Genomic DNA, 21,956 nt, shown 5'->3' with positions numbered 1-21,956 from the left:
GTCAGGCGACCTTGAGTTGTTGTTGGTAGCCCTTGAGCACTTCTTCGCGCATCACCGCCCAGATGGCGGCGTGCAGTTCAACGAAACGTTGCGTGGTCTTGATTTCGGCCACGTCGCGCGGGCGCGGGATGTCGATCGCGAACTCGCCGATCGGGTGGCTGGCCGGGCCGGCGCTGAGCACCACCACGCGGTCGCTCATGGCGATGGCTTCGTCCAGGTCATGCGTGATGAACAGCACCGCCTTCTTCTTCGCGGCCCAGATGTCGAGCACCTCGTTCTCCATCAGCTGGCGCGTCTGGATGTCGAGCGCGGAGAAGGGCTCGTCCATCAGGATGATGTCGGGATCGAGCACCAGGGTCTGCGCCAGGCTCGCGCGCTTGCGCATGCCGCCGCTCATCTGGTGCGGGTAGCGGTCGCCGAAGCCACCCAGGCCCACACGGCGCAGCCAGTCTTCGGCTTGCGTGCGGGCGTCGGCCTCGGGCACGCCGCGAAACGACAGGCCCGCCATCACGTTGCCCAGCGCGGTGCGCCAGGGCATGAGGCTCTCGGTCTGGAACATGTAGCCCGCGCGCGTGTTGATGCCGCCGAGCGCTTCGCCGAACACGTTCACCGTGCCCGTGCTCGGCGACAGCAGACCGGCCGCGACGTTGAGCAGCGTGCTCTTGCCGCAACCGGTGGGACCCACCACGCTCACGAATTCGCCCGCGCCCACGGTCAACGTCACATCGCGCACGGCGGTGTAGCGTTGGCCGGGGTCGTCCTTGCTGATGAAGGTGCAGGACACGCCCTGCAGATCGATCGCTGGACCCGTCACATCAACCTTTCGGATACTTCGCGTTCGCTTTGAGCACGAAGGCGTTGGTGTAGACCGCGTTCAGATCGAGCTTGGCCTTGGCCAACTCCGCGTCCACGCTGGCCAGCGCGCGGAAGGCGGTTTCAGCGCCCTTGGGCGGGATGCTGCCGTCCTTGGACAGCGCGCCCTTGGCGGCCATGAAGGCGTCGATGTAGACCGCGCGGTCGCCGAGCAGGTAACTCTCGGGCACGGTCTTGATGATGTCGTTCGGGCCGGCCGCCTGGATCCATTTGTCCGCGCGCACGATGGCGTTGGCGATGGCCTGCACGGTGTTGGGGTTCTTGTCGATGAAGGGTTGTGGCGCGTACATGCAGGCCGCCGGCATCGGGCCGCCAAACACCTTTTCGGACTCGGCCACGACGCGTGTGTCGGAGATGATCTTCAGATCGCCCGAACGCTGCAGCAGCGTGATGACCGGGTCGAGGTTGCTGATCGCGTCGATCTGGCCCGAGCGCATGGCCGCCACCGCACCGCTACCCGCGCCCACGCCGATGATGCTCACATCGCTCGGCTTCAATCCGGCCTTGGCGAGCACGAAGTTCACCATCACATTGGTCGAGCTGCCGGGCGCGCTCACGCCGATCTTCTTGCCCTTGAGGTCGGTGATGGTCTTGTAGTTCGCCATCGTCTTGGGGTTCACGCCCAGCACGATCTGCGGCGCCAGGCCTTGCAGCGCGAAGGCGCGCATGGGCTGGCCCTTGAACTGCATGTTGACGGTGTGTTCGAAGGCACCCGAGACCACGTCGGCGCTGCCACCCACCACGGCGGCCAGGGCGCGCGAGCCGCCCGCGAAGTCGACGATGGTCACATCCAGCCCTTCGGCCTTGAAGTAGCCCAGCTGCTCGGCGATCGTCAGCGGAAGGTAATACAACAGGTTCTTGCCGCCGACCGCGATGGTGAGCTTGGGTTTCTCCAGGTTCTGCGCGAACGCGAATGGGGGCAGCACCGCGGCGGCCAGGCCGCCGGCCATGAGGTGTCGTCTTTGCATGCGTATGTCTCCTTCATTGAGTTGTGTGCCGGTGCGCACAAGGCGCCCGGAGGAACGGTCCATGGTAGCCCGGGGCGTGGCCCCGCGATACCCGGGAAATCACAGGGGCAGGCCGTCCACGAACACCTTCAGCTCGTTGGGCTCGAACGCGGTCCATTGCTCGTTGCTGGTCAGGGGCGTGGTCACCACCACGGCCGCGCGGTCGCCGGGTTGGTTGAGTTCCTCGAAGTTCACTGTCCAGTCCTGGTCCATCAAGGTGGCCTGTGCAAACGGGTGCTGGCGCACCAGCCAGTGCAGCTTGGTGCTGCAGTGCGCCCACAGCGCTTCGCCGTTGGACAGCAGAAAGTTGAAGGTGCCGAATTGACGCACCTGTGGCACCAGTTCGCGCAAGGTGAGGGTGAGTTCCCGCACGTCGGGCAGGCTCGCGTGCGACTTGGCCAGCTCCTGCAGCAGCCAGCAGAAGGCGTGCTCGCTGTCCGTGGTGCCCACCGGGCGGAAGTGGCTGTGCAGCGGCGGCGCGTAGTCCTTCAGGTCACCGTTGTGCGCGAACACCCATTGGCGGCCCCAGAGCTCGCGCACGAAGGGGTGGGCGTTTTCCAGCGCCACCGCGCCCACGGTGGCCTTGCGCACGTGCGCAATGATGTTGCGGCTCTTGAGCGGGTAGCTTTGCAGGAAGGTCGCCATGGGCGAGTCGGAGGCGCTCTGGTGGTCGATGAACAGGCGCAGGCCCTTGCCTTCGAAGAAGGCGATGCCCCAGCCATCGGCGTGGTGGTCGGTCTTGCCACCGCGCTGGCAGAAGCCGGTGAAGCTGAAGTTGGCGTCCGTGGGGGTGGCGCAGTTGAGTCCGAGCAGTTGGCACATGGTGGTGTTGTACCGTACCTCAGGCCACCTTGCCCGGCGGTGTGGTTTCCCGCAGCTTGAGCGCGGCGATCACGGCCAGGGCGCAGATGGCGGCCAGCATCAGAAAGGTTTCTTCAAACGCCGCGATCCGCTCGGGTGTCCCGGGCAGGCCGGTGGCGATCTGCACGCCGTGCGCCGACAGGCGCCATTCGAGCACGATGCCGCACAGGCTCACACCCGCCGCGCCGCCGAGCATGCGCAGGAAGTTGATGGCGCTGGCGCCCTGCGGAATCAGATTGCGGTCCAGGCTGCGCATGGCGCCGATGTTGAGCGAAGGCAGGATGAAGCCCAGGCCGATGCGGCCCAGCACCGCCCACACCACCAGCAGCGGGATGATCTGCGCGGGTCGGCTCGGGTCGATGGTGACCATCAGCGCGAACGACGCGCTCAGCAACACCAGGCCGATGCTCACGAGCCGGCGTGTGGGCTGGCGGTCGGCCAGGCGGCCCACGCCGGCGATCGTCGCCGCCAGCACGAAGCCCGAGGGCAGCAGGATGGTGCCCACGTGCGAGGCCGAGAGGCCCAGTCCGCTCTGCATGTACACCGGCAGCAGGTAGGTGGAGCCGAACAGCGCGATGCCGTAGATGAAGGCCACGATGCTGCCCATGCTGAAGAGCTTGTCGTTGAACAGGCTGAGGTTCATCAGCGGGTCCACGCCCTGGTCCGGGTGCCGCCGCCGCGCCCGCAGCGTGCGCCGCTGCGTGACGATGAACACGACGAGGATCAAGGCCGCGCTGCCCAGCAGGGCGGTCGCGGTGAGTGGCGTGCCGCCGTGCAGCTCGACCAGGCCGTTGAGCAGGCACAAGGTGCCCACGGCCGCGAGCGCCAGGCCACGCCAGTCGAGGCTCGCGCTCTGCGGGTTGGGGGCGGCGCCGCCCGGCGCGGTGGTGGGCACGTAGCGCTGCGCGAGCCAGAACGAAGCAAGGCAGAACGGCACCACCATGAAGAAGATCGAACGCCAGCCAAAGGCATCGACCAGCAAGCCGCCAATGCTCGGGCCGAGCGCGGGCGCGAGCACCACGCCCATGCCGAAGATGCCGCTGGCGCGGCCCTGCTCGTGCGGCTGGAAAGCGCGCAGGATGATGATGGCCGGGATCGTCTGCACCACACCGGCGGCCAGGCCCTCGGCCACGCGCGCGGCCAGCACCAGCGGGTAGTGGGCGGCGAAGCCACCGGCCACTCCACCGGCCAGGAGCAGCCACATGCAGCCGACGTAGGTGCGCCGGTAGCCATAGCGCGCCAGCATCCAGGGCGTGGTGAGCATCGAGACCGTCATGGCCGCCATGAAGCCCGAGGTGACCCACTGCGCGCGCTCCTGGCCGAGCGTGAAGTGGTGGCTCATGTCGGGGATCGCCACGTTGATCACCGTCGACGACATGATGGCCGCCATCGTGCCCACCATCACCGAGAGCAGCAGCAGCCAGCGGTGGCGTGGGCCATAGCGTGCCTGCAAGGCGGGCAGGGAGTGGTCGTCGGCGGGATAGGTCATGGATCGGGTGGCGGGTGCCCGCGAGGCGGTTGCCGTGGTGATGCAGCATAAGCCACGAATGGGGGGTCAGGTATATTGCCCGAGGTCCTTTGCCTGTGCCTGCTCTTTGCCCATGCCACCTGTTCCGAACGCTTCCCTGATCATTCGCGGCCTGCTGCTGTTGATCGTGGCCGCCGGCGTCTATTTCTTCCGTGGCTTTCTCGTGCCGGTGCTGGCCGCGCTCATCATCGGCTTTGCCAGTTGGCCCTTGTACCGCCGTGGCGTGCGCGCCTGCGGCGGCAGCACCACCCTGGCGGCCAGTCTGGCGCTGGTGATCGTGGTCGTGGTGCTGATCGTGCCGCTCACCCTGGCGCTGCACTACGCGCTGCAGGAAGCGAGCACGCTGGTGACCTGGCTGCTCGAGGTCAACCGCAACGGCGCACCGCCGCCGCGCTGGATCGAAGCCCTGCCCTGGATCGGCGGGACACTGGCCACCTACTGGCGCGAACACCTGGGCGAGCCGCACGCGCTGGGCGACTGGGTCCAGATCCTCAGCGGGCAGCACATCGGCAACATCTACCGCATGGTGCTCAGCGCCACGGGCGACGTGTTCAACCTCGCGCTCACGGTGCTGTTCATGCTGATCACGCTGTTCTTCGTCTACAAGGACGGCGCGCACATCGCCGACCAGCTCGACGCGGTCGGTGAACGCATCCTGCCGCTGCAGTGGCAACGCTTCTCGCGCGTGGTGCCGGCCACGGTCAGCGCGACCGTCACCGGCCTGGGCCTGATCGCGGTGGGCGAAGGCTTGGTGCTGGGTGTGGCGTACTGGATCGCGGGCGTGCCTTCGCCGGTGCTGCTGGGCGTGGTCACCGGCTTCATGGCGCTGATCCCGGGCGGTGCGCCCTTGTCGTTCACGCTGGTGTCGCTCTACCTCGTGGGCTCGGGGCACCTGTGGGCCGGCGTGGGCCTGTTCGCCTGGGGCGCGATCGAACTCTTCATCGTCGACAAGACCTTGCGCCCGCGCCTGGTCGGTGGGCCGGTGAAGCTGCCATTCCTGCCCACCTTCTTCGGCCTGGTGGGCGGCGTGAAAACCATGGGCATCGTCGGCCTGTTCGTCGGGCCGGTGCTGATGGCCTTGCTGGTGGCCATCTGGCGCGAGTGGGTGCACAGCATGCGTCAGCCCTCACCGCTGGTGCTGCCGCCCGAAACGGAACCGCCGCGAGAGCCTTAAACCGGGCGGCTCAAAGCCTTGCCCACGCAGGCCGCGCAGATGCAGGCCTGACCACGCGCCTCAGCGGGAATGCGCGCGAACAGCTCGGGCGTGAAGGTTGCGCTCATGCACCAGCAGGGCGGCTGCTGCTCGCCCGTTTCGCGCTCGATCTCCATCGCGCAGCGGTTGTCGCCACCGCACAGCGGGCAGCGGCTGGGGTCGGGCGAGGAAGCATCGTGGGACATGGGCGTAGTCTATGCCTCGCCAACGGCTACGAGCCGATCCTGTTCAGCGCGGCGTCGGTGGTGCAGAACTCGACGAAGCGTTTGACGGTCGGCGAACGCTGGCGGGTGTGCAGGACGATCGAGAACGGACGGCGCATGGTCGGCCATGGCGGTTTGAGCACCACCAGGCTGCCGCGCGAGACCAGGTCCTGCACGGTCCAGCGCGACAGGCAGGCGATGCCCAGGCCCGCCGCCGCCGCGCGCTTGATGGCTTCCGGGCTGCCGAACTCCACGCTCGCGCGCACCACGCCGAGGTGCGGCGCGAGCGCATGCTCGACCGATTCGCGTGTGCCCGAACCGGGCTCGCGCATCAGCCAGGCCGCTTGCCGCAACGCCGCCTTGCCCACGCGCACGCTGCGGTCTTCGGCCGGTGCGGCGGCGCGCGCCAGCGCATGGTCACGCGCCGCGACGAGCAGCAGCTCGTCTTCGATCCACGGTAGCACATCGAGCTGCGGCTCGTGGCAAGGGCCCTCGATGAAGCCCACGTCGCATTCCAGGCGCGCGACCGCACGCGCCACTTCGGCGGTGTTCACCACGCGCACATGGCTCGCCACCGGCGGACGCAGCGGGTCGGTGCGCCGGGCCTTCGCCGCGTGGCGGGCGAGCAAGGCCGGCAGCACGTAGTTGCCGGTGGTGTTGCTGGCCGCCAGGCGCAGGCCCACCTCTTCGCCCTGTTGTTCGATCGCCTGCGCATCCGCCACCAGCGCCGCCGCGCGCGGCAGCAGGGCGCGCCCTTCCGCATTGGGGCGCAGCATTTTGCCCACACGGTCGAACAGCGCCACGCCCATCAGCCTTTCCAGTTCCAGCACCGCCGCGCTGGTCGCGGACTGGGACAGCGACAGCGCCTGCGACGCGGCGACGGTGGAGCCGGCCCTGGCGACGGTGCAAAAGATCTCAAGCTGTCTCAACGTGATGCGCATGCGTCCCTCTTTTCATACCCGGATAACCGGTAGATTTTAGGCAAACAATCCGTTGGACGGGTTGATGGCGCAGGTCTATCTTCGGCAGCCATGGCCCTCTCCACCTACATCACCCCCTCGGTCCTTCAAGTACAGGCGCGTTGGCCGGGCGTGCTCGTCTGCGTCGTGATCGCACTCGCAGCCACCTTTCTCACCGACCACTATGGCGGACCGCAACTCCTCTACGCGCTGCTGATCGGCCTGGCGCTGCATTTCCTCATGGCCGACCCACGCCTGGCCGCCGGGGTCAACTTCTGCGCCCGCACCGCGCTGCGCCTGGGTGTCGCGCTGCTCGGCCTGCGCATCACCTGGGACCAGGTGGCGCACCTGGGCTGGCGCACGGCGCTCGTGATCGCGCTGGCGGTGGTGCTCACCATTGCCTTTGGCCTGCTGGTGGGCAAGAGCCTGGGCCGCTCGCGGGAAGAGGGCTTGCTGTCGGGCTGTGCCGTGGGCATCTGCGGCGCCTCGGCCGCGCTCGCGGTGGCGTCGGTGCTGCCGGCGACGCGCGAGAACGAGCGCTTCACCTTGCTCACCGTGGTCGGCGTGACCTTGCTGTCCACACTGGCGATGGTGGTCTACCCGTTCGGCCTGCAACTGCTTCATATGTCGTCGGGGCAGGGCGCGGTGTTTCTCGGCGGCACCATCCACGACGTGGCGCAAGTGGTGGCCGCCGGCATGATGCTCGGCCCCGATGGGGGTGAGAAGGCCGCGTTGGTCAAGCTGCTGCGCGTGCTCATGCTCTTGCCGGTGGTGCTGGTGGTCGCGGCGGTGTACCGCCAGGCCAGCGAAAAAGCGAAACCGGCCCAGGGCGGTGCCACCACGGCCATCGTCGGCAGCGGCGCGCGCCCACCGCTGTTGCCGACCTTCCTCGTCGGCTTCGTGGTGTTGATGACGCTGGCCAGCCTGGGCTGGATTCCACCGCGCGTCACCGCCATCGCAGGCGACGCCTCGCGTTGGTTGCTGGTGGTCGCCATCGCTGCCGCCGGGGTCAAGACCACCTTCGAAGAGTTGCTGAGCCTGGGCTGGCGCGCCGTGGCCATGCTGGTGGCCGAGACGGTGTTCATCGCCGCCTTCGTGCTGGGGGCGATTCTGTTGCTGGGGCTGGGCTCGCAGCTCTAAGGTTGCTTCACAACAACGCGCTCAATTTTTTTCCGCGGAACTGACGCCGGGCGGCAGCACCACCGCCGGCTTGCGGCGCAGCCTCAAGCGGCCCAGCGGCAGCTCCACCCAGTGGAAGAACAGCGCACCCGCCACGTTGCAGGCCAGCCAGGCCAGCAGCACGCCGCCGGTCTGCACCACGGCGTCGGCGCTGCCAAAGCGCGTGAACAGCGCATTCACCACCAGCGCTATCGGAAAGTTGAGCAGGAACACCGCATACGAAATGCGGCTGAGGTAGGCCACCACGCGGCTGCGTGGCCAGGTGAACAGCCAGCCCTGGCGCTGCGAGCAGGCCAGTGTCACGCACACCGTCAAGGCCAGCGCGATGCGTTCGCGGAAATCGATCGCCAAGGCCAGCAGCGTCATCGCCACCAGCGCGCCCAGCAGCCAGCGGCCGCTGCGCCAGGCCTCGTCGTCGTGCGTGGTCCAGTACGTGAGTGCGCCCAGGCCGTAGGCGCCGAAGAAGTAGAGCGCCCAGCTGTCCCAGTCGCTGTCGGTGTTGAAGTGGAACAGCGAGGCCGCCACCACGAGCACGGTGATGGCCATCACCCAGGCGCTGCTCGCCGGCAGCCGGCGCGACAGCCACAACACACCGAGCAGCAATGCGTACAACTGGAAATCGATCGCCACGTACCAGACACCGGCCGAGAGCGAGTCCATGTCCAGCAGCGTGTGCAACAACAGCGCGTGCGACACGAACTGCCACAGCTCGGGCGGTGGGGAGATCGAATCGTGCGCCATCCAGCGGCGCGCGAGCTCGGTGCAGAGCATGGCCACCAGCAGCGCGGCGATGTAGGGCAACGCAGTGCGCACATAGCGCTGGCCCAGCTGCGCCATGAACGGTGTGTGGCGCGGCACCGCGCCCGGCGCCATGCTGCGCGCGGCCAGGAAGCCGGCCACCACCAGGAAGATCTGCACCGCCATGCGCGCGTCCTGGCTGAACCAGGTCACCAGCTCGGGCGCGAGCCGGTGCGTCCAGTCGGACATGGGGCCGTAGAACGCCAGGTGGTGCAGCACGATCAACTGCGAACCGACCGCCTTGAGCAGGTCGATGAACATCAGGCGCTCGCCAGCGCCGGGCAGGATGCGCGCGCTCACAGCGCGGCCCCACGTAGCGCCAAGCGCTCGCACAGCGCACCCAGCGGCATGACCTGGACGCCATGGTCCAACGGATAACTCTCCTCACCGGGGTACACCACCACCTTGTGCCGAGGCTGCACGTCCTCGCACGCCGCGTGAAAGCCGCGCTCCACCTTGGGCGTGAGGCTGCGTTTGATCTCGATCGCCCACAGCGTGCCATCGGGCTGGTTCAGCAGCAGATCGACTTCCGCACCGCCAGTGGTGCGGTAGAAGTACGCCTGCGTGCCGGGCGGGGCCGACGCCAGCAGGTTCTCCACCACCATGCCCTCCCAGCTTGCGCCTACCACCGGGTGCGACAGCAGGGACTCCATGGAACCGATGTCCAGCAAGGCATGCACCAGCCCGCTGTCGCGCACGTACACCTTGGGCGACTTGACCAGCCGCTTGCCCACGTTGACATGCCACGGCTGCAGGCGGCGCACCAGCAGCAAATCGCACAGCAGATCGATGTAGCTCTGCGCGGTCTTGCCATCCACGCCGAGGTTGCGCGCAAGCTGCGCCACGTTGAGCATGCCGCCTTGCTGGTGGGCCAGCATGGTCCAGAAGCGCCGCAGGGTTTCGGCGGCGATGCGCGGGCCGAACAAGGGAATGTCGCGCTCCAGGTAGGTGCGGATGAAGTTCTGCCGCCAGCGCAGGCTGCGCGCGTCATCGGCAGCCGTGAAGCTGTCCGGGAACCCACCGCGCAGCCACAGCGCGGGTGTGCTCGCGGCGCCGGTCTCGCGCACCGTCAGCGGACCCAGTTCCCGATACGCGATGCGGCCGGCCAGTGTCTCGCCCGACTGGTGCAGCAGGTCCAGCGAGGCGGAGCCCAGCAACAGGTACAGGCCCTGGCGGCGACCATCGCGGCGCGCCTGGTCGATCAGGCCACGCAGCACCGGAAACAGCGCCGGTGCGCGGTGCACCTCGTCGATGATGACCAGCTTGTCCTGGTGCGGCGGCAGGTAGAGTTCGGGCTCGGCGAGTTTGGCGCGGTCGCGTTCCGACTCCATGTCCAGGTACAAGCTGGGCCGCTGTTGCGCGACTTGCAAGGCCAGGGTGGTTTTTCCGATCTGGCGGGGCCCCAGCAAGGCCACGGCGGGCATGTGATCCAGTTCTTCGAGCAGGTGGGCGGTCGCAAGGCGTTCAAACATCCTTGCAATTATGGAGTTTAATTCCATGATTTGCAAGGTTGTTTGAGCCGTGGGAGTGGCGGAGCGTGCTGCGCATAGACTGATTTCCCCCATGCATCCTTCGTCCTGGCCCGTTGCGCCCACCTCCCCATGGACTCCCTGATCGCCGCCTCCGCACGCGCCCTCGCGGCCGGCGATGCGTTGGGTGCCCTCAAGCGCGTCGCTCTGCGCGACGACCCGCCCGCCTTGGCCTTGCGCGGCATTGCCATGGCGCAGCTCGGTGAACTCGTGCGCGCCCGCGAGCTGTTGCGGCGTGCGGCGCGTGGCTTTGGCGCGCACGAGGCGCGGGCCCGCGCGCGTTGCGTCGTCGCCGAGGCCGAGGTCGCGCTGGCCTTGCGCGACCTCGGCGGCTCGCCCCGCTCGCTGCTCGCGGCCGCCGCCACGCTCGACGCCCATGCCGATCACGCCAATGCGCTGCATGCGCAACTCATCGCCGTGCGGCGCTCGTTGTTGCTCGGCCGGCTGGAGGAAGCCGCTGCGGCCTTGGCCGGCATCGATGCGCGGGGCAACGGCCTGCCCCCATCGCTGGCGGCGGTGGCCGCTTTGAGCGCGGCCGAACTGGCCTTGCGTTCCTTGCGCACCGGCCCCGCGCGCGAGGCGCTTGCGCGCGCACACGACGCCGCATGGCGTTCGGGGGTGCCGGCCCTGCTGGCCGAAGTGGCCGAGGCGCAGGCCGCGCTCGATGCACCCGCCGCCCGCCGCTGGCTGCCCGATGGAAAGGAAGCCGCGCTGCGGCTGGACGCGGTCGAAGCGCTGCTCGCATCGCCCGCACTGGTGGTGGACGCCTGCCGCCATGGCCTGAGCGCAGGCGCGCAGTGGCAAGCGTTGGCGCGCCGCCCCATCCTGTTTGCGCTGGCGCTCGAACTCGCGCAGGCCTGGCCCGGCGACGTCGCGCGCGAGGCGCTGATCGCCAGCGCGTTTCGCACACGCCGCCCGGACGAGACGCACCGCGCGCGCCTGCGCGTCGAGATCGGCCGGCTGCGCGCGCTCATCGCGCCGCTCGCGCGCATCGAAGCAACGGCCCAGGGCTTCGCACTGCAACCGCACGATGCCGTGGACGTGGTGGTGCTGATGCCGCCGATCGAAGGCGAGCGGGCCTCGCTGCTAGCGCTGCTGTCCGATGGCGCGGCGTGGTCGACCTCCGCACTCGCCCTGGCGCTGGGCGCGAGCCAGCGCACGGTGCAGCGCGCGCTCGCCGAGCTGGAGGTGAATGGCCAGGTGCGCGCCATCGGGCAGGCGCGCGCACGGCGCTGGCTCGCCCCGCCACTGACCGGATTCACGACAACCTTGTTACTCCCCGCTGCGATGCCGTTTGCGTAGAGTTGTCTCACGGCGCCGATTTCCGCACGCGCCTCCAAGGAGAACCGCCATGACGACGCAACGCAAGACCGAGAGCATTCCTGTTTCCAAGGCCGACATCGTGCGCGAGTACGGCCCTTTCAACGACGCACCCGACGTGGCCGGCGTCACCTACGATGGCAGCCGCGTCTGGGTGGCGCTGGGCACGAAACTGGCCGCCATCGACCCGAAAAGCGGCGAGACCACGCGCACGCTGACCCGCCCGGCCGATGCCGGCACCGCCTTCGATGGCACCCACCTGTACCAGATCGCCGAATCGCGCATCGACAAGATCGACCCGGTCACCGGCCAGGTGCTCAAGTCGATTCCAGCACCCGGCAAAGGCAAGGATTCGGGACTCACCTGGGCCGAGGGCAGCCTGTGGGTGGGGCAGTACCGCGACCGCAAGATCCACCAGATCGACCCCGAGACCGGCGCGGTGAAACGCACCATCGAATCCAACCGCTTCGTCACCGGCGTCACCTGGGTCGACGGTGAGTTCTGGCACGGCACCTGGGAAGGCGATGAGAGCGAGTTGCGCCGCATCGACCCCGCGAACGGCGCGGTGCTGGAACGGCTGACGATGCCACCCGGCACGGAAGTGAGCGGGCTCGAGTCCGACGGCGCCGACCTGTTCTATTGCGGTGGCGGCCCCCGCGGCAAGCTGCGCGCCGTGCGCCGGCCCCGGCGCGCCACCGCTTGACCACCACAACCCCACAGGAGCGACCCCATGATCCACATCGTTCATCGCGTGGGCATCCAGGCCCCGCTCGCGTCGGTGTACCGCGCGCTGGCCACCACCGAGGGCGTGGCCAGCTGGTGGACCCGAGAGACCACGGGCGTCTCGGCGCCCGGTGGCGCCATCGAGGTTCACTTCAGTTCACCGACGGGCGAGCGCGTCGGCAGCATGCGCTTTGAGGTGAAGGCGCTGGTGCCCGATCGGGAAATTCGCTGGCACTGCACCGCAGGGCCGGAGGAATGGATCGGCACCGACGTGGTGTTTCGCCTGTCACACGCAGAGCCCTACAGCATCGTGCTCTTCGCGCATGAGAACTGGCGCGAGGCCAGCGAGTTCACCGCGCACTGCAGCATGAAGTGGGCGACCTTTCTGCTGAGCCTCAAGGCGCTGGTGGAGACGGGCGAGGGAAAGCCCTCGCCCCACGACCTGAAGATCGACAACTGGAATTGAAGAGGCTTCCCTCGGGCGGAACCACGACCACTGCGGCGTTCCCAACGGGGACGTGTCCACCACTTCCCCAGGAGACCCCATGCAGCAAGACACCACCGCCGAGGCCGTGTTCGGCCCACTGCCGATCAACATGGACCAACTCGCGCAGCTCTTCCAGGCTGCGAGAGCCGCCGGCGAAGGCGGGCAGACACTGGGGCAGGCCAGGAAGATTTCACCGCAAGACCTGGATGCCCTGTGCGACAAAGCCATGGCCTTGTGCGACGAAGCGCGGTGGCGGGAGGCCGGCCTGATCGCCCTGCAACTGGCCTTGCACGATCCGCGCAACAGCCGCTTTCTGTTTCTGGCCGGCACCTGCATGCAACGCCTGATGGAGTTCCACGCGGCCGCCGGTCTGTTCGGCTTGTCTCTGATCGACAACGACCAGCCCATCGTCGCGTTCCGCATGGCCGAGTGCCTCGCCGCCGCGGGCGAATTCGACGCTGCGCGCGAAGCCTTCGACACCTGTTTCGAGATGTGCCGCGCCAACCTGGACCTGCGCGATCTGCAGGACGCCTGCGCGGATGCGCTGGTCAAGCTGACCCGCCATTGACGCACACCCAGAGGAAACACCATGCACCCGACCTCACTGCCAGGGCAACCCCTTCCTCAACACATCCAGTCCCCTGCGGCCAACGCCACGCAGATGGGCACGGGAACTCCCGAGGACATCGCCCGTCAATTCCATGCGTCGCCGGTGGCCTGGCATGTGCACCTTCCCGCGGCAGCCACGACGACCACGACATCCTCGACCACAACGCTCACCACGGCAACCAACACGACGACGTCCACGGCCACCAGCACCGCCCGGACGGGCGTCTCCAACAGCTCCCATGGTGTTCCAGCCCATCCGACGGGCAGCGCCGCGGCCCAGGTGGTGATGCCCCAATGGCTGCAAGACCTGCCCGCGGATGACATCCGGGGTGACGAATGTTTCCGCCATCGCTACGGCGACGGCATCTCGTTGCTCGACGACGAAGGACGGATCAACACCGGCTTCACACGCGACCCGACGCGATGCCACGCCCGTTTGAGGGGGCACGCGGAACGGCTCGCCGCGATCATGAAGGTGCGCAACGAGTCGGTTGCCGCAGCTCGTACCGCCGAGCAGGCGCTACAGGTGGCCTCGAACGCACTGCGGGATGAGCAGGACAAATACGGCCTGGCCAGGTCGGCTGCGCAGCGCATGAACATCCCGCTCGACGATCCCTCGCTCCTGGAGCATGAAACAGCGGTGGCACAAGCGAGCCGCTCGCTGGACACTGCGCAACGGGAACTCGATGCCCTCACGAAGGCATTGAGCCACACGCAACAGGTGCTCCGGGACATGCACGCCGAAGCGGAAAAACAAGTGGCGCAAAGCGACGACGCCTTGAACAACGCGCAAGAGGAGGAAGTGCGTATCGCCATCGCGCGCACCGATGATCTGGCGAGAGCCCGCGGTGGGCCAGCGGGGCCCGCTTCCCTCGACCCGAGAACGGCGGTGTATGGCACGGCCGTGACCATCGGGAGCGCGGCGGCGATGGTGGCGAATGCCCAGCATGTGTACGCGAGTGCGCTTCTGGAGATGCTCGACCTCACCACGCACGCTGGGCGCCTGCTGGATTCGGTGCTTCGCGGTGTGGGTTACGACACCGGCAACGGGGGCGTTCCGGGCGCCGACGATGTGCCCATCATGGCGGCGCTCAGCCCTGAGACGCGCAACCTGGTGTTCGGCATTTTCGTGGGCATCTTTCTGGCCCATCTGTTGATCCAGTCAGGCCGGCTGGACATCTGATGCCTACCCGGTGTAGCCCGCCAGCCGCGGCAGAAACAGCACCATGTCGGGCCAAAGTGTGACGATGGCCAGCGCGCCGATCATCACCACCAGGAAGGGCACCATCTCGCGCACCAGTGTGCCGAGCGTGATGTCGGCGATCCTGGTCATCATGAACAGCAGCAAACCATAGGGCGGCGTCACCAGGCCGATCATGATGTTGAGCACGGCGACCACGCCAAAGTGCACCGGGTCCACACCGAGCGCGACCGCTGTGGGCAACAGCACCGGCAGGATCACAAGGATGATGGTCGAGCCTTCGAGGAAACAGCCCAGCACCAGCAGGATCAGGTTGACCAGCAGCAGAAAGCCCAGCGGCGACAGATCGAACCCGGCGAGCAGGCCGCTCAGGCTGGCCGGGATATTCTCCACCGTGATCACGTAGTTGAACACCAGCGCGCCGGCGATCAACATGCCAATGGAGATACTGATGCGCGCGCTGCTCAGCAGTGCGTCGTACATGTCCTTCCAGCCGATGCTGCGGTAGAGCAGCACCGAGATCAGCAAGGCATACGCCGCCGCGAGGCCGGCCGCTTCCGTGGGCGTGGTGATGCCGGTGTACAGGCATCCCAACAAGACCACCGGCAACATCAGGGCAGGAAACGCTTCGCGCGTGATGCGCGGCAACTCCCGCAGCGGCACCCTGGGTTCCACGGGGAAGTTGCGCTTCCTGGCCAGGTAGTGCACCAGCCCCATCTGAACCGCACCGAGCAGGAGGCCGGGCAGAACGCCCGCGATGAACAGGTAGCCAATGGACGTGCCCGACACCAGCGCATAGAGCACGAGCGGGATCGAGGGCGGCAGGATGGGGCCGAGCACCGAGGACGCGGCGGTCAGCGCGGCGGCGAAACCGGCGGTGTAGCGGTTGTCCTTGGTCATCATGACCTGCATGAGCTTGCCCGAGCCCGCCGCGTCGGCCAGTGCCGAGCCGGACATGCTGGCGAACACGACGCTTTGCAACACGTTCACCTGCGCCAGGCCACCGGGGAAGTGGCCCACGAGCGCGTTGCAGAACTTCATCAACCGATCGAGCACGGTGCCCGAACCCATGATGGTGGCCGCCAGAATGAACAGCGGAATCGCCAGCAGCAGGAAGCTGGAGTAGGTGCCATTGAGCAGTTGCTCGGCCACCGTGCCCATGTCCATGCCCTTCATGTAGAGGTAGAGCACGGAGCCGCCGATCATGGCCTGGCCCACGGGCACGCCCAGCAAGCTGAGCGCGAGGATGGCACCGAGGGCCAGAGAGAAAGGGCTGGTGAAGTTCACAGTGCGGAGCCTGATTGCATGGGGGAGTCGGACGCGTTCTCGACGGGGTCTTTGCCGCGCAGCAGTTGCACGAGGTTCCAGACGTTGCGCGCGATCACCGCCACCGAGAAGATGAGGTAGATCGAGAACAGCACGTGAAAGCCGGTTTTCAGGTAGGAACTTTTCTCGACCTTCATGAAGCTCACGTAGCTGTAGGCGGCGGGCAGTTGCAGCGTGAACAGCACGATGACGCAGACCGCCGCGACGATACCCAGACCGATGCGCGCCCGTTTGCCCACGTTGGCGGTGAGAAAGTCGATGCGGATCTCTTCGTGGTCTTTCAGCACGAAGGCCGCACCCCACAACACCAGCCACAGCCACGCGATCAGCGACACCTCGGTCGTCCAGCCCACTGGCCAGTTGAAGACGTAGCGCAGCACGATCTGCAGGATGAAGGCCACGAAGATGATCGCGAGCAAGGCGGCGGCCACCGCCTCGGCGAATCGGGAGAGCGAGCGCACAAAAGCCATCAGAAAGCTCCACAAAAGCAACGCATGAAGACACCCCCTCCAGAGACACCGCGGAACTGGCTTTGCCAGGCCGCAGGTGTCGCCTCCTTGAGGGGGTCGCGCGGAGCGCGGCGGGGGTGTTCCTATTTCATGGCGTTGATCTTGTCCAGCATGCCCGCTGGCCAGTCTTTGGCCTCGGCCGACGCGAGATAGACCTTCTGCGCGTGATCGCGAAACGCGGCCAGGTTGGGCGCGTACACGTCCAGCCCTGCGGTCTTGAAGCCCTCGGCCAGCTCCTTCTCGCGCTTCAGGTGCTCGGCGGTGCTCCAGGCGATGGCCTTGTCGGCGGCGGCCTGGAAGGCCTTCTGCTTGTCGGGTGACATGCCTTGCCACACCTTCATGTTGAGCGTCAGCAGGTCGTAGCCCACGAGGTGCGAGGTCAGCACGATCTGCGACATCACTTCGTTGAACTTCATGTTCTGCACGTTGGGCAGCGGGTTGTCCTGGCCGTCGATCGCGCCGGTCTGCAGGCCGGTGTAGGTCTCGGCATAGGCCATGGGCGTGGGGTTTGCGCCGATGGAGCGGCCCAGCAACTGCCAGCTGTCGCCAGGGGGCATGCGCAGCTTCACGCCGGCCAGGTCGGCGGGCACGTTGATCTTCTTCTTCGTCTTCAGGCCGACGTGGCGCGTGCCGAAGAAGGTCGGGCCCAACACCTTCACCTTCAGCTGGTCTTCCACCATCTTCTTCATCTGCGCGCCCATGTCGCTGGCGAAGAACGCGGTGAGGTGGTTGGCATCTCGGAACAGGTAGGCCGAGGTCAGCAGCGACCAGGCCGGAATCTGCTTGGAGATGTCCTGCGGCGCGATGTTGCCCATCTCCAGGTTGTCGCGCTGCAACGCCACGAGCTCGGTGCCCTGGCGGAACAGCGTGGAGTTCAGGAACACCTCGATCTTGAAGTCCTTCTCCACGTCCTTCGCCAGCATCTTCATCATGTCCGCGCGGATGTCCTTGTCCGAGAACACGGCGGCAAAGCGCAGGTTGGGTTGGGCTTGCGCCCACGCGGGCAGGGCGACGGCGGCGGCCAGCGAAGCCCCTGCGCGCAGCGCGGAACGGCGGTTGAGTGGGAAGTTCATGGCAGATGTCTCCTGTTGTGGGTGGATGGCGGGGAAAAATGAACCAGGGCAATCAGATCGACGGCGCGGCGAGCCGCTCGACCACCGCGCGGATCGCGAGTTCGTAGCCGAACGGCCCGAAACCGCAGATCACACCGGTGGCCGCGAGCGACACCAGCGACTTCTGGTAGATCTCGTCGCGGCGGTGGATGTTGGTGATGTGGACTTCGGCCAGGGGCTGCGCCAGCGTCTTGAGCGCGTCGAGCAGCGGAATGGAGCGAAACGACAGGCCGGCCGGGTTGATGACCACGGCGGCGGCCTTTTCGCGCGCCTCCTGCACCCAGTCGACCATCACGCCTTCGTGGTTGGTCTGGCGGAATTCGCAAGGCATGCCCAGGGCATCGGTCACGCGGCGGCACAGCGCTTCGACTTGCGCCAGCGTGGTGCTGCCGTACAGCTGCGGTTCGCGCAGACCCAGCAGGTTGAGATTCGGGCCATTGAGGATGTAGATCGGCTGGGTCATGTTGAAAATCTCGGGGGCGTTGCGGATGCCGCGTGCTCCGCTTGGGCTTAGAGTGGTCGCCTCTGTGTGTCGTGTGGGGCGCGTTGGCGCCTGATGTGGACCCGATTCTTGGGCTGTGGTCGGAAACTGTTTCCGTTTTGGAAACCCTTTCCCCAATATGAAATTGAGCATGTTATGAGCCTTGCACTCGACCGGGGGTTGTCGCTCCTGGAACACCTCGCCGCCCACCCGGATGGCCTGCCGCTGGCGCTGATGGCCGCGGAGCTGGACATCCCGCTGAGCGCCTGCCACCGCCTGCTGGCCGAGCTGGAGCGGCGCGGTTATGTGCGCCAGAAGCGCAAGCAGGGCGACTACGTGCTCACGACCAAGGTGGTGTCGTTGGGGCTGGGTTACCTGAGCAACGCGGGCATCGTGGACATTGCCGACCCCTTGCTCTCGCGCCTGGCGCAGCGCTCGGGCGAGCTGGTGCGCCTGTCCATCGTCGACGGCGATCGGCTGACCTTCGTCGCGAAGTCGCAAGGCCCGCAACAAGGCCAGGGCCTGCGCTTCGACCCCGACATGGGCATGGACGCGCGCCTGTCCTGCACGGCCTCGGGGCACGCGTGGCTGTTGACCCAGAGCGACGAGCGCGCGCTCGAACTCGTCACCCGCCAGGGCTTTGGCACGCCCGCGGAATACGGCCCCAAGGCCCCCACGACGGTGAAGGCCTTGTTGGGTTTTCTGCACGCCGCGCGGGTGCGCGGTTATGCGCAGATCGACGAGGTGTTCGCGCCCGGCATGAGCGCGATGGCCGTGCCGGTGGTGCGGCGCCACGAGACGATTGGCGTCATCAGCATCGCCGGCCCGCGGGTGCGCCTGACGGCCGCGCGCATGCTCGACATCGCGCCCCTGTTGCTCGCGGCCGCGGCCGAACTCGGACCGATCAGCAGCACCTCCAGCCTGTTTGGCCGACCGCAGTTGGGCAAGGGCTGAGGCCTTGTAGGCCACAGCAGTTCGGGCGGGGGATGGACGCCTCCTGGGCGGCGGTTACTCATGGCCGTGTTCCACAACCCCCAGGCGTTCGCCATGAGCATGAAAGAAGCCACACCGCGCCAGTCACCGCAACCTCTCCCCGCCGGGGTTCCCATCCAACGTGTGCAAACGCCCTCATCGGCGAACGGCGCCCAGGCCGGGGCAGTGGCCGAACAATTCAAAAACCCGTCGGGTCCCTGGAACGCGTTGTGGCCTCGGGAAGGCACATCCAGCCGTCCCGTCGGAGAAGAAAAACCGAAGCCTTCCTGGTTGCAACGCCTGGCGAGATTCAAGCAAACCTTGTGACGCGCCATGCGGCGGCCGAGAGGCTCCTGAACACGCCCGAGGCAGAATTTCCCCCCTTCGTGGACCCGGAAGTGGACCCCGAGAGGGTCCCGCAGCCAGATGTGGATCGCAAGGTTCGGCTGCCATCATTTGGGGCGCCTTTGCGCGTTTCTGATGGCGGGATGCAACATCTGATCGCGGCGATCCAGGACGATGTCGATAGCAGGGCCTCCCGTTCGTCGTACGTTCAGGGGCCCATCCCGATGGGTTGCCCGGTTCCCCTTCAACCTCAGGAGACACACATGAAGTACATCGATGGATTCGCCGCCGCAGTGCCCGCCGCGAACAAGCAGCAGTACCTGGACCACGCCCGTTTTGCCAACCCCATCTTCAAAGAGCACGGCGCGCTCAGCGTCGCGGAATGCTGGGGTGACGACGTGCCCGAGGGCAAGCTCACCTCGTTCCCCATGGCCGTGCAGCGCAAGCCGGACGAAGTCGTGGTGTTTTCCTGGATCGCCTGGCCCTCGCGCGCGGCACGGGATGCCGGCATGAAGAAGTTCATGGAAGACCCGCGCGTGAAGGACATGAAGATGCCCTTCGACGGCGCGCGCATGATCTACGGCGGCTTCGAGGTGATCTACAACGAATGAGCGAGATCAGGGCTTTTGCTGCCGGTCGTGCTTGTTCCGCGCGATGCGGCGGCTGGCCTTGTCCTGCGCGCGCTCCATGCGCGCCGCTTCCTGGCCGGTGACTTTGCCATCGGCCTTCAGGCGGCCTTCCATGCGGTCGATGCGCTCCTGCCGCATCTCCATGTGCGCCTGCTCAGGGCGCGTGAGCTGGCCGGAGGCCACGCCCTGGTCGATGCGCTCGGCCTGGCGGTTTTCCCGGCGGTCCATGCGCAGGGCGTCGGTCTGCGCGTGGGCGGCCAGTGCACCCATTCCCGTGAAGGCCACAAGCCCGTGAACGAGCGCGCGGCGGATGTGGATGGCTTTCGGCATGGGGAAGGCTCCTTGCGGTGAGAGGTGCCAGGGCGAAACGCCTGGTGAACGCTTGAACCCACCCCGCCGCGCGGACTTATGCCGGGCGGCGCATGCCCCTCGATGCCACTCGGGCATTGCCTGCGGGGCGTAAGAGCGGCACGCTCGCGGGGTTCAACCGGCACATCGGCCCACCGAACCCCGCTTCACCCACCCATGGCCATCGACGACACCGCTCTCGCCCCCGTCATCGCCTCGCACCGCTTCGGCCTGAGCCAGCTCAGCCTGGCCAGCGTGGGCACGGACCCGCGCGCCTGGGTGCTCGGGCAATTCCGCCGCCCGTTGCTGTTCGACACCACCGGTCTGCCCGACAGCACCGCCGCGGCCGAACTCACGCGCCTGCTGCGCCAGCGCTCCGAGCCGCAGAGCGAAGAGCGCCAGCGCTTGCGCGACGGCAACCTGCTGTCGCTGCGCCGCCGTTGGCAGCACCAGATCGAAACCCCCACGCCGGTGTACGAGCGCTGGGTGATGTTCTGGGCCAACCACTTCACCGTGGCCGCCATCAAGAGCAGCACGGCGGGCATGGTGTGGCCGTTCGAGAACGAGGCCATCCGCCCGCACGCCACCGGCTCCTTCGCCACGTTGCTGCGCGCGGCCACGGTGCACCCCGGCATGTTGTTCTACCTGGACAACGCGCAATCCATCGGCCCCAACTCGCGCGCTGGGCAACGCCGCGCGCGCGGGCTCAACGAAAACCTCGCACGCGAACTGCTGGAGCTGCACACCGTGGGCGTGCGTGGCGGCTACACCCAGGCCGACGTGCGCGAACTCGCGCGCCTGCTCACCGGCTGGACCGCCGGGCGCGCGCCGCAGGACGAGGGCGTGCGCTTCCTGCCCGCGCTGCACGAACCCAGCAGCAAGACCGTACTGGGCCGCAGCTACCGCGAGGGACCGGAAGCGCTCGACGACGTGCTCAACGACCTCGCGCGCCACCCCGCCACCGCCGAGCACCTGGCCGACAAACTGGCGCGCCACTTCGTCGCCGACGATCCGCCGCCCGCGCTGGTGCAGGCCGTGGCACGCCGCTTTCGCGAGACCGACGGCGACCTGCTGCACACCGCCGAGGCGCTCTTCGGCCACGAGCAAGCCTGGGTGGCGCACCGGCCCGGCAAGGCGCGCCGGCCCGAAGAGATGTTGCTCTCGGCGCACCGCCTGCTGCAAATGCCCATGGGCACCCCCGCGCGCGAGATCGCCGCGCTCACCGCCATGGGCCAGCCGCTGGGCCGCGCGCCATCGCCGCAGGGCTGGCCCGATCGGCAAGACGACTGGCTCAGTCCCGATGCATTGCTCAAGCGCGTTGAATGGGCGGTCGCGATGGGCCGCAGCGCGGGCGCGCTGGCCGACGCGCGCCAGCTCGCCGAACTCGCCTGGGGGCCGACGCTCTCCAGCGAGACCCGCACCCAGATCGCCCGCGCCGAGAGTGGCGCGCAAGCCCTTGCGCTGCTGCTGGCCAGCCCCGAGTTCCAGCGCCGCTGAGCGACCTTGCACGGAGCACGTTCATGACACCAACCCATACCTCCACGACCCCCACCCGCCGCCGCTGGCTGCAGGCTGCCGGCGCCGGCCTGCTGCTCACAAGCCCGGGCCTGCGCATGGCCTTCGCCGCCAGCCCGCAGGCACGCGGCAAACTGGTCGTGGTGATGCTGCGCGGCGCGCTCGACGGCCTGGCCGCCGTGCCCGCCGTGGGCGATCCGCAGTGGTCCACCCTGCGCCCACCCAACCC

General features: G+C 67.6%; 23 protein-coding genes and 1 pseudogene. 11 read left to right on the top strand and 13 right to left on the bottom strand.

The features are described 5' to 3' along the window. Position 1: 1 nt before the first annotated feature. The 4 genes from FFS09_RS22595 to FFS09_RS22580 all read right to left on the bottom strand — a co-directional run bounded on the left by FFS09_RS22595 (position 2) and on the right by FFS09_RS22580 (position 4,230). Positions 2-814 (bottom strand): ABC transporter ATP-binding protein, encoded by an 813-nt coding sequence (locus tag FFS09_RS22595; RefSeq protein WP_137921191.1) that lies wholly within the window; start codon positions 812-814, stop codon positions 2-4. 1 nt (position 815) lies between these two features. Further along, positions 816-1,841: an ABC transporter substrate-binding protein gene (locus tag FFS09_RS22590; RefSeq protein ID WP_137921190.1), complete on the bottom strand. Its 1,026-nt coding sequence runs from the start codon at positions 1,839-1,841 to the stop codon at positions 816-818. Positions 1,842-1,940: 99 nt separating this feature from the next. Further along, entirely contained in the window at positions 1,941-2,702 is a 762-nt protein-coding gene (locus FFS09_RS22585; RefSeq protein WP_137921189.1) for a class II glutamine amidotransferase, read from the bottom strand. 19 nt (positions 2,703-2,721) lie between these two features. Then, positions 2,722-4,230 carry an MFS transporter gene (locus tag FFS09_RS22580; RefSeq protein WP_137921188.1) on the bottom strand — a complete coding sequence of 503 codons (1,509 nt, stop codon included), beginning with the start codon at positions 4,228-4,230 and terminating at the stop codon, positions 2,722-2,724. 112 nt (positions 4,231-4,342) lie between these two features. Between FFS09_RS22580 and FFS09_RS22575 the strand changes: the two genes are divergently transcribed. Then, the gene (locus FFS09_RS22575; protein ID WP_137921187.1) at positions 4,343-5,443 is read left to right on the top strand and encodes an AI-2E family transporter; all 1,101 of its coding nucleotides are present in this window, start codon (positions 4,343-4,345) and stop codon (positions 5,441-5,443) included. On the opposite strand, the gene FFS09_RS22570 is transcribed toward FFS09_RS22575, so the two are convergent. After that, a complete protein-coding gene (locus tag FFS09_RS22570) occupies positions 5,440-5,667 on the bottom strand; it encodes a cysteine-rich CWC family protein (RefSeq protein ID WP_137921186.1) in 228 nt (75 codons plus the stop codon). The two genes, FFS09_RS22575 and FFS09_RS22570, sit on opposite strands and share 4 nt — an antisense overlap. A gap of 26 nt (positions 5,668-5,693) precedes the next feature. Beyond that, positions 5,694-6,626 carry a LysR substrate-binding domain-containing protein gene (locus FFS09_RS22565; RefSeq protein WP_137921185.1) on the bottom strand — a complete coding sequence of 311 codons (933 nt, stop codon included), beginning with the start codon at positions 6,624-6,626 and terminating at the stop codon, positions 5,694-5,696. 90 nt (positions 6,627-6,716) lie between these two features. On the opposite strand from FFS09_RS22565, the gene FFS09_RS22560 reads away from it, so the two are divergent. Further along, positions 6,717-7,784 (top strand): YeiH family protein, encoded by a 1,068-nt coding sequence (locus tag FFS09_RS22560; protein WP_137921184.1) that lies wholly within the window; start codon positions 6,717-6,719, stop codon positions 7,782-7,784. Positions 7,785-7,805: 21 nt separating this feature from the next. Here FFS09_RS22560 and FFS09_RS22555 read toward each other — a convergent pair whose 3' ends face one another. Both FFS09_RS22555 and FFS09_RS22550 read right to left on the bottom strand, forming a co-directional pair. Further along, positions 7,806-8,921: an acyltransferase family protein gene (locus FFS09_RS22555; protein ID WP_137921183.1), complete on the bottom strand. Its 1,116-nt coding sequence runs from the start codon at positions 8,919-8,921 to the stop codon at positions 7,806-7,808. Further along, positions 8,918-10,093 carry an ATP-binding protein gene (locus tag FFS09_RS22550; RefSeq protein ID WP_137921182.1) on the bottom strand — a complete coding sequence of 392 codons (1,176 nt, stop codon included), beginning with the start codon at positions 10,091-10,093 and terminating at the stop codon, positions 8,918-8,920. The genes FFS09_RS22555 and FFS09_RS22550 overlap by 4 nt, the downstream gene beginning before the upstream one ends. 129 nt (positions 10,094-10,222) lie before the next feature. Here FFS09_RS22550 and FFS09_RS22545 point away from each other — a divergent pair, with 129 nt between their 5' ends. From FFS09_RS22545 to FFS09_RS22525, 5 genes are all read left to right on the top strand, one after another. Beyond that, positions 10,223-11,452, top strand: a complete 1,230-nt coding sequence (locus FFS09_RS22545) for a helix-turn-helix domain-containing protein (RefSeq protein WP_137921181.1) — start codon at positions 10,223-10,225, stop codon at positions 11,450-11,452. A 49-nt stretch (positions 11,453-11,501) separates the two neighbouring features. Beyond that, on the top strand, positions 11,502-12,173 hold the full coding sequence (locus tag FFS09_RS22540; protein ID WP_137921180.1) for a Vgb family protein: 672 nt from the start codon (positions 11,502-11,504) through the stop codon (positions 12,171-12,173). Between the two features lie 27 nt (positions 12,174-12,200). Beyond that, on the top strand, positions 12,201-12,659 hold the full coding sequence (locus FFS09_RS22535) for an SRPBCC family protein (protein ID WP_137921179.1): 459 nt from the start codon (positions 12,201-12,203) through the stop codon (positions 12,657-12,659). A gap of 79 nt (positions 12,660-12,738) precedes the next feature. Beyond that, positions 12,739-13,248: a hypothetical protein gene (locus tag FFS09_RS22530; protein ID WP_137921178.1), complete on the top strand. Its 510-nt coding sequence runs from the start codon at positions 12,739-12,741 to the stop codon at positions 13,246-13,248. Between the two features lie 21 nt (positions 13,249-13,269). Beyond that, positions 13,270-14,472, top strand: a complete 1,203-nt coding sequence (locus FFS09_RS22525; RefSeq protein ID WP_137921177.1) for a hypothetical protein — start codon at positions 13,270-13,272, stop codon at positions 14,470-14,472. A gap of 3 nt (positions 14,473-14,475) precedes the next feature. On the opposite strand, the gene FFS09_RS22520 is transcribed toward FFS09_RS22525, so the two are convergent. The 4 genes from FFS09_RS22520 to FFS09_RS22505 all read right to left on the bottom strand — a co-directional run bounded on the left by FFS09_RS22520 (position 14,476) and on the right by FFS09_RS22505 (position 17,900). After that, complete coding sequence (locus tag FFS09_RS22520) at positions 14,476-15,777, bottom strand: TRAP transporter large permease (protein ID WP_137921176.1); 1,302 nt, start codon at positions 15,775-15,777, stop codon at positions 14,476-14,478. After that, positions 15,774-16,286 (bottom strand): TRAP transporter small permease, encoded by a 513-nt coding sequence (locus FFS09_RS22515; protein WP_137921175.1) that lies wholly within the window; start codon positions 16,284-16,286, stop codon positions 15,774-15,776. Before FFS09_RS22515 ends, FFS09_RS22520 begins: the two co-directional genes overlap by 4 nt. 122 nt (positions 16,287-16,408) lie before the next feature. Next, entirely contained in the window at positions 16,409-17,398 is a 990-nt protein-coding gene (gene dctP / locus FFS09_RS22510; protein WP_137921174.1) for a TRAP transporter substrate-binding protein DctP, read from the bottom strand. 52 nt (positions 17,399-17,450) lie between these two features. Further along, entirely contained in the window at positions 17,451-17,900 is a 450-nt protein-coding gene (locus tag FFS09_RS22505; protein ID WP_137921173.1) for a type II 3-dehydroquinate dehydratase, read from the bottom strand. Between the two features lie 174 nt (positions 17,901-18,074). On the opposite strand from FFS09_RS22505, the gene FFS09_RS22500 reads away from it, so the two are divergent. Beyond that, positions 18,075-18,872: an IclR family transcriptional regulator gene (locus FFS09_RS22500; protein WP_137921172.1), complete on the top strand. Its 798-nt coding sequence runs from the start codon at positions 18,075-18,077 to the stop codon at positions 18,870-18,872. Between the two features lie 626 nt (positions 18,873-19,498). Continuing rightward, the gene (locus FFS09_RS22495; RefSeq protein ID WP_137921171.1) at positions 19,499-19,846 is read left to right on the top strand and encodes a DUF1428 domain-containing protein; all 348 of its coding nucleotides are present in this window, start codon (positions 19,499-19,501) and stop codon (positions 19,844-19,846) included. Positions 19,847-19,852: 6 nt separating this feature from the next. Here the strand turns inward: FFS09_RS22495 and FFS09_RS22490 are convergent, their stop codons facing one another. Then, the gene (locus FFS09_RS22490) at positions 19,853-20,194 is read right to left on the bottom strand and encodes a hypothetical protein (RefSeq protein ID WP_137921170.1); all 342 of its coding nucleotides are present in this window, start codon (positions 20,192-20,194) and stop codon (positions 19,853-19,855) included. 195 nt (positions 20,195-20,389) lie between these two features. Between FFS09_RS22490 and FFS09_RS22485 the strand changes: the two genes are divergently transcribed. Then, a complete protein-coding gene (locus FFS09_RS22485; RefSeq protein ID WP_171020140.1) occupies positions 20,390-21,709 on the top strand; it encodes a DUF1800 domain-containing protein in 1,320 nt (439 codons plus the stop codon). 23 nt (positions 21,710-21,732) lie between these two features. Further along, a pseudogene (locus FFS09_RS22480) lies at positions 21,733-21,956 on the top strand (hypothetical protein); the annotation flags it as partial.

This window comes from Hydrogenophaga sp. 2FB, assembly GCF_005503365.1.
Lineage (GTDB): Bacteria > Pseudomonadota > Gammaproteobacteria > Burkholderiales > Burkholderiaceae_C > Hydrogenophaga.
The sequence above is the reverse complement of the archived record's forward strand: the minus strand, read 5'-3'. Positions and strand labels throughout refer to the sequence as shown.

What these genes read in the sequence shown, in the direction of transcription:
- FFS09_RS22590 (WP_137921190.1), bottom strand. Translation starts at nt 1,841, where the DNA reads ATGCAAAGACGACACCTCATGGCCGGCGGCCTGGCCGCCGCGGTGCTG.
- FFS09_RS22585 (WP_137921189.1), bottom strand. Translation starts at nt 2,702, where the DNA reads ATGTGCCAACTGCTCGGACTCAACTGCGCCACCCCCACGGACGCCAAC.
- FFS09_RS22580 (WP_137921188.1), bottom strand. Translation starts at nt 4,230, where the DNA reads ATGACCTATCCCGCCGACGACCACTCCCTGCCCGCCTTGCAGGCACGC.
- FFS09_RS22575 (WP_137921187.1), top strand. Translation starts at nt 4,343, where the DNA reads ATGCCACCTGTTCCGAACGCTTCCCTGATCATTCGCGGCCTGCTGCTG.
- FFS09_RS22570 (WP_137921186.1), bottom strand. Translation starts at nt 5,667, where the DNA reads ATGTCCCACGATGCTTCCTCGCCCGACCCCAGCCGCTGCCCGCTGTGC.
- FFS09_RS22565 (WP_137921185.1), bottom strand. Translation starts at nt 6,626, where the DNA reads ATGCGCATCACGTTGAGACAGCTTGAGATCTTTTGCACCGTCGCCAGG.
- FFS09_RS22560 (WP_137921184.1), top strand. Translation starts at nt 6,717, where the DNA reads ATGGCCCTCTCCACCTACATCACCCCCTCGGTCCTTCAAGTACAGGCG.
- FFS09_RS22550 (WP_137921182.1), bottom strand. Translation starts at nt 10,093, where the DNA reads ATGTTTGAACGCCTTGCGACCGCCCACCTGCTCGAAGAACTGGATCAC.
- FFS09_RS22545 (WP_137921181.1), top strand. Translation starts at nt 10,223, where the DNA reads ATGGACTCCCTGATCGCCGCCTCCGCACGCGCCCTCGCGGCCGGCGAT.
- FFS09_RS22540 (WP_137921180.1), top strand. Translation starts at nt 11,502, where the DNA reads ATGACGACGCAACGCAAGACCGAGAGCATTCCTGTTTCCAAGGCCGAC.
- FFS09_RS22535 (WP_137921179.1), top strand. Translation starts at nt 12,201, where the DNA reads ATGATCCACATCGTTCATCGCGTGGGCATCCAGGCCCCGCTCGCGTCG.
- FFS09_RS22530 (WP_137921178.1), top strand. Translation starts at nt 12,739, where the DNA reads ATGCAGCAAGACACCACCGCCGAGGCCGTGTTCGGCCCACTGCCGATC.
- FFS09_RS22525 (WP_137921177.1), top strand. Translation starts at nt 13,270, where the DNA reads ATGCACCCGACCTCACTGCCAGGGCAACCCCTTCCTCAACACATCCAG.
- FFS09_RS22515 (WP_137921175.1), bottom strand. Translation starts at nt 16,286, where the DNA reads ATGGCTTTTGTGCGCTCGCTCTCCCGATTCGCCGAGGCGGTGGCCGCC.
- dctP (WP_137921174.1), bottom strand. Translation starts at nt 17,398, where the DNA reads ATGAACTTCCCACTCAACCGCCGTTCCGCGCTGCGCGCAGGGGCTTCG.
- FFS09_RS22505 (WP_137921173.1), bottom strand. Translation starts at nt 17,900, where the DNA reads ATGACCCAGCCGATCTACATCCTCAATGGCCCGAATCTCAACCTGCTG.
- FFS09_RS22500 (WP_137921172.1), top strand. Translation starts at nt 18,075, where the DNA reads ATGAGCCTTGCACTCGACCGGGGGTTGTCGCTCCTGGAACACCTCGCC.
- FFS09_RS22495 (WP_137921171.1), top strand. Translation starts at nt 19,499, where the DNA reads ATGAAGTACATCGATGGATTCGCCGCCGCAGTGCCCGCCGCGAACAAG.
- FFS09_RS22490 (WP_137921170.1), bottom strand. Translation starts at nt 20,194, where the DNA reads ATGCCGAAAGCCATCCACATCCGCCGCGCGCTCGTTCACGGGCTTGTG.
- FFS09_RS22485 (WP_171020140.1), top strand. Translation starts at nt 20,390, where the DNA reads ATGGCCATCGACGACACCGCTCTCGCCCCCGTCATCGCCTCGCACCGC.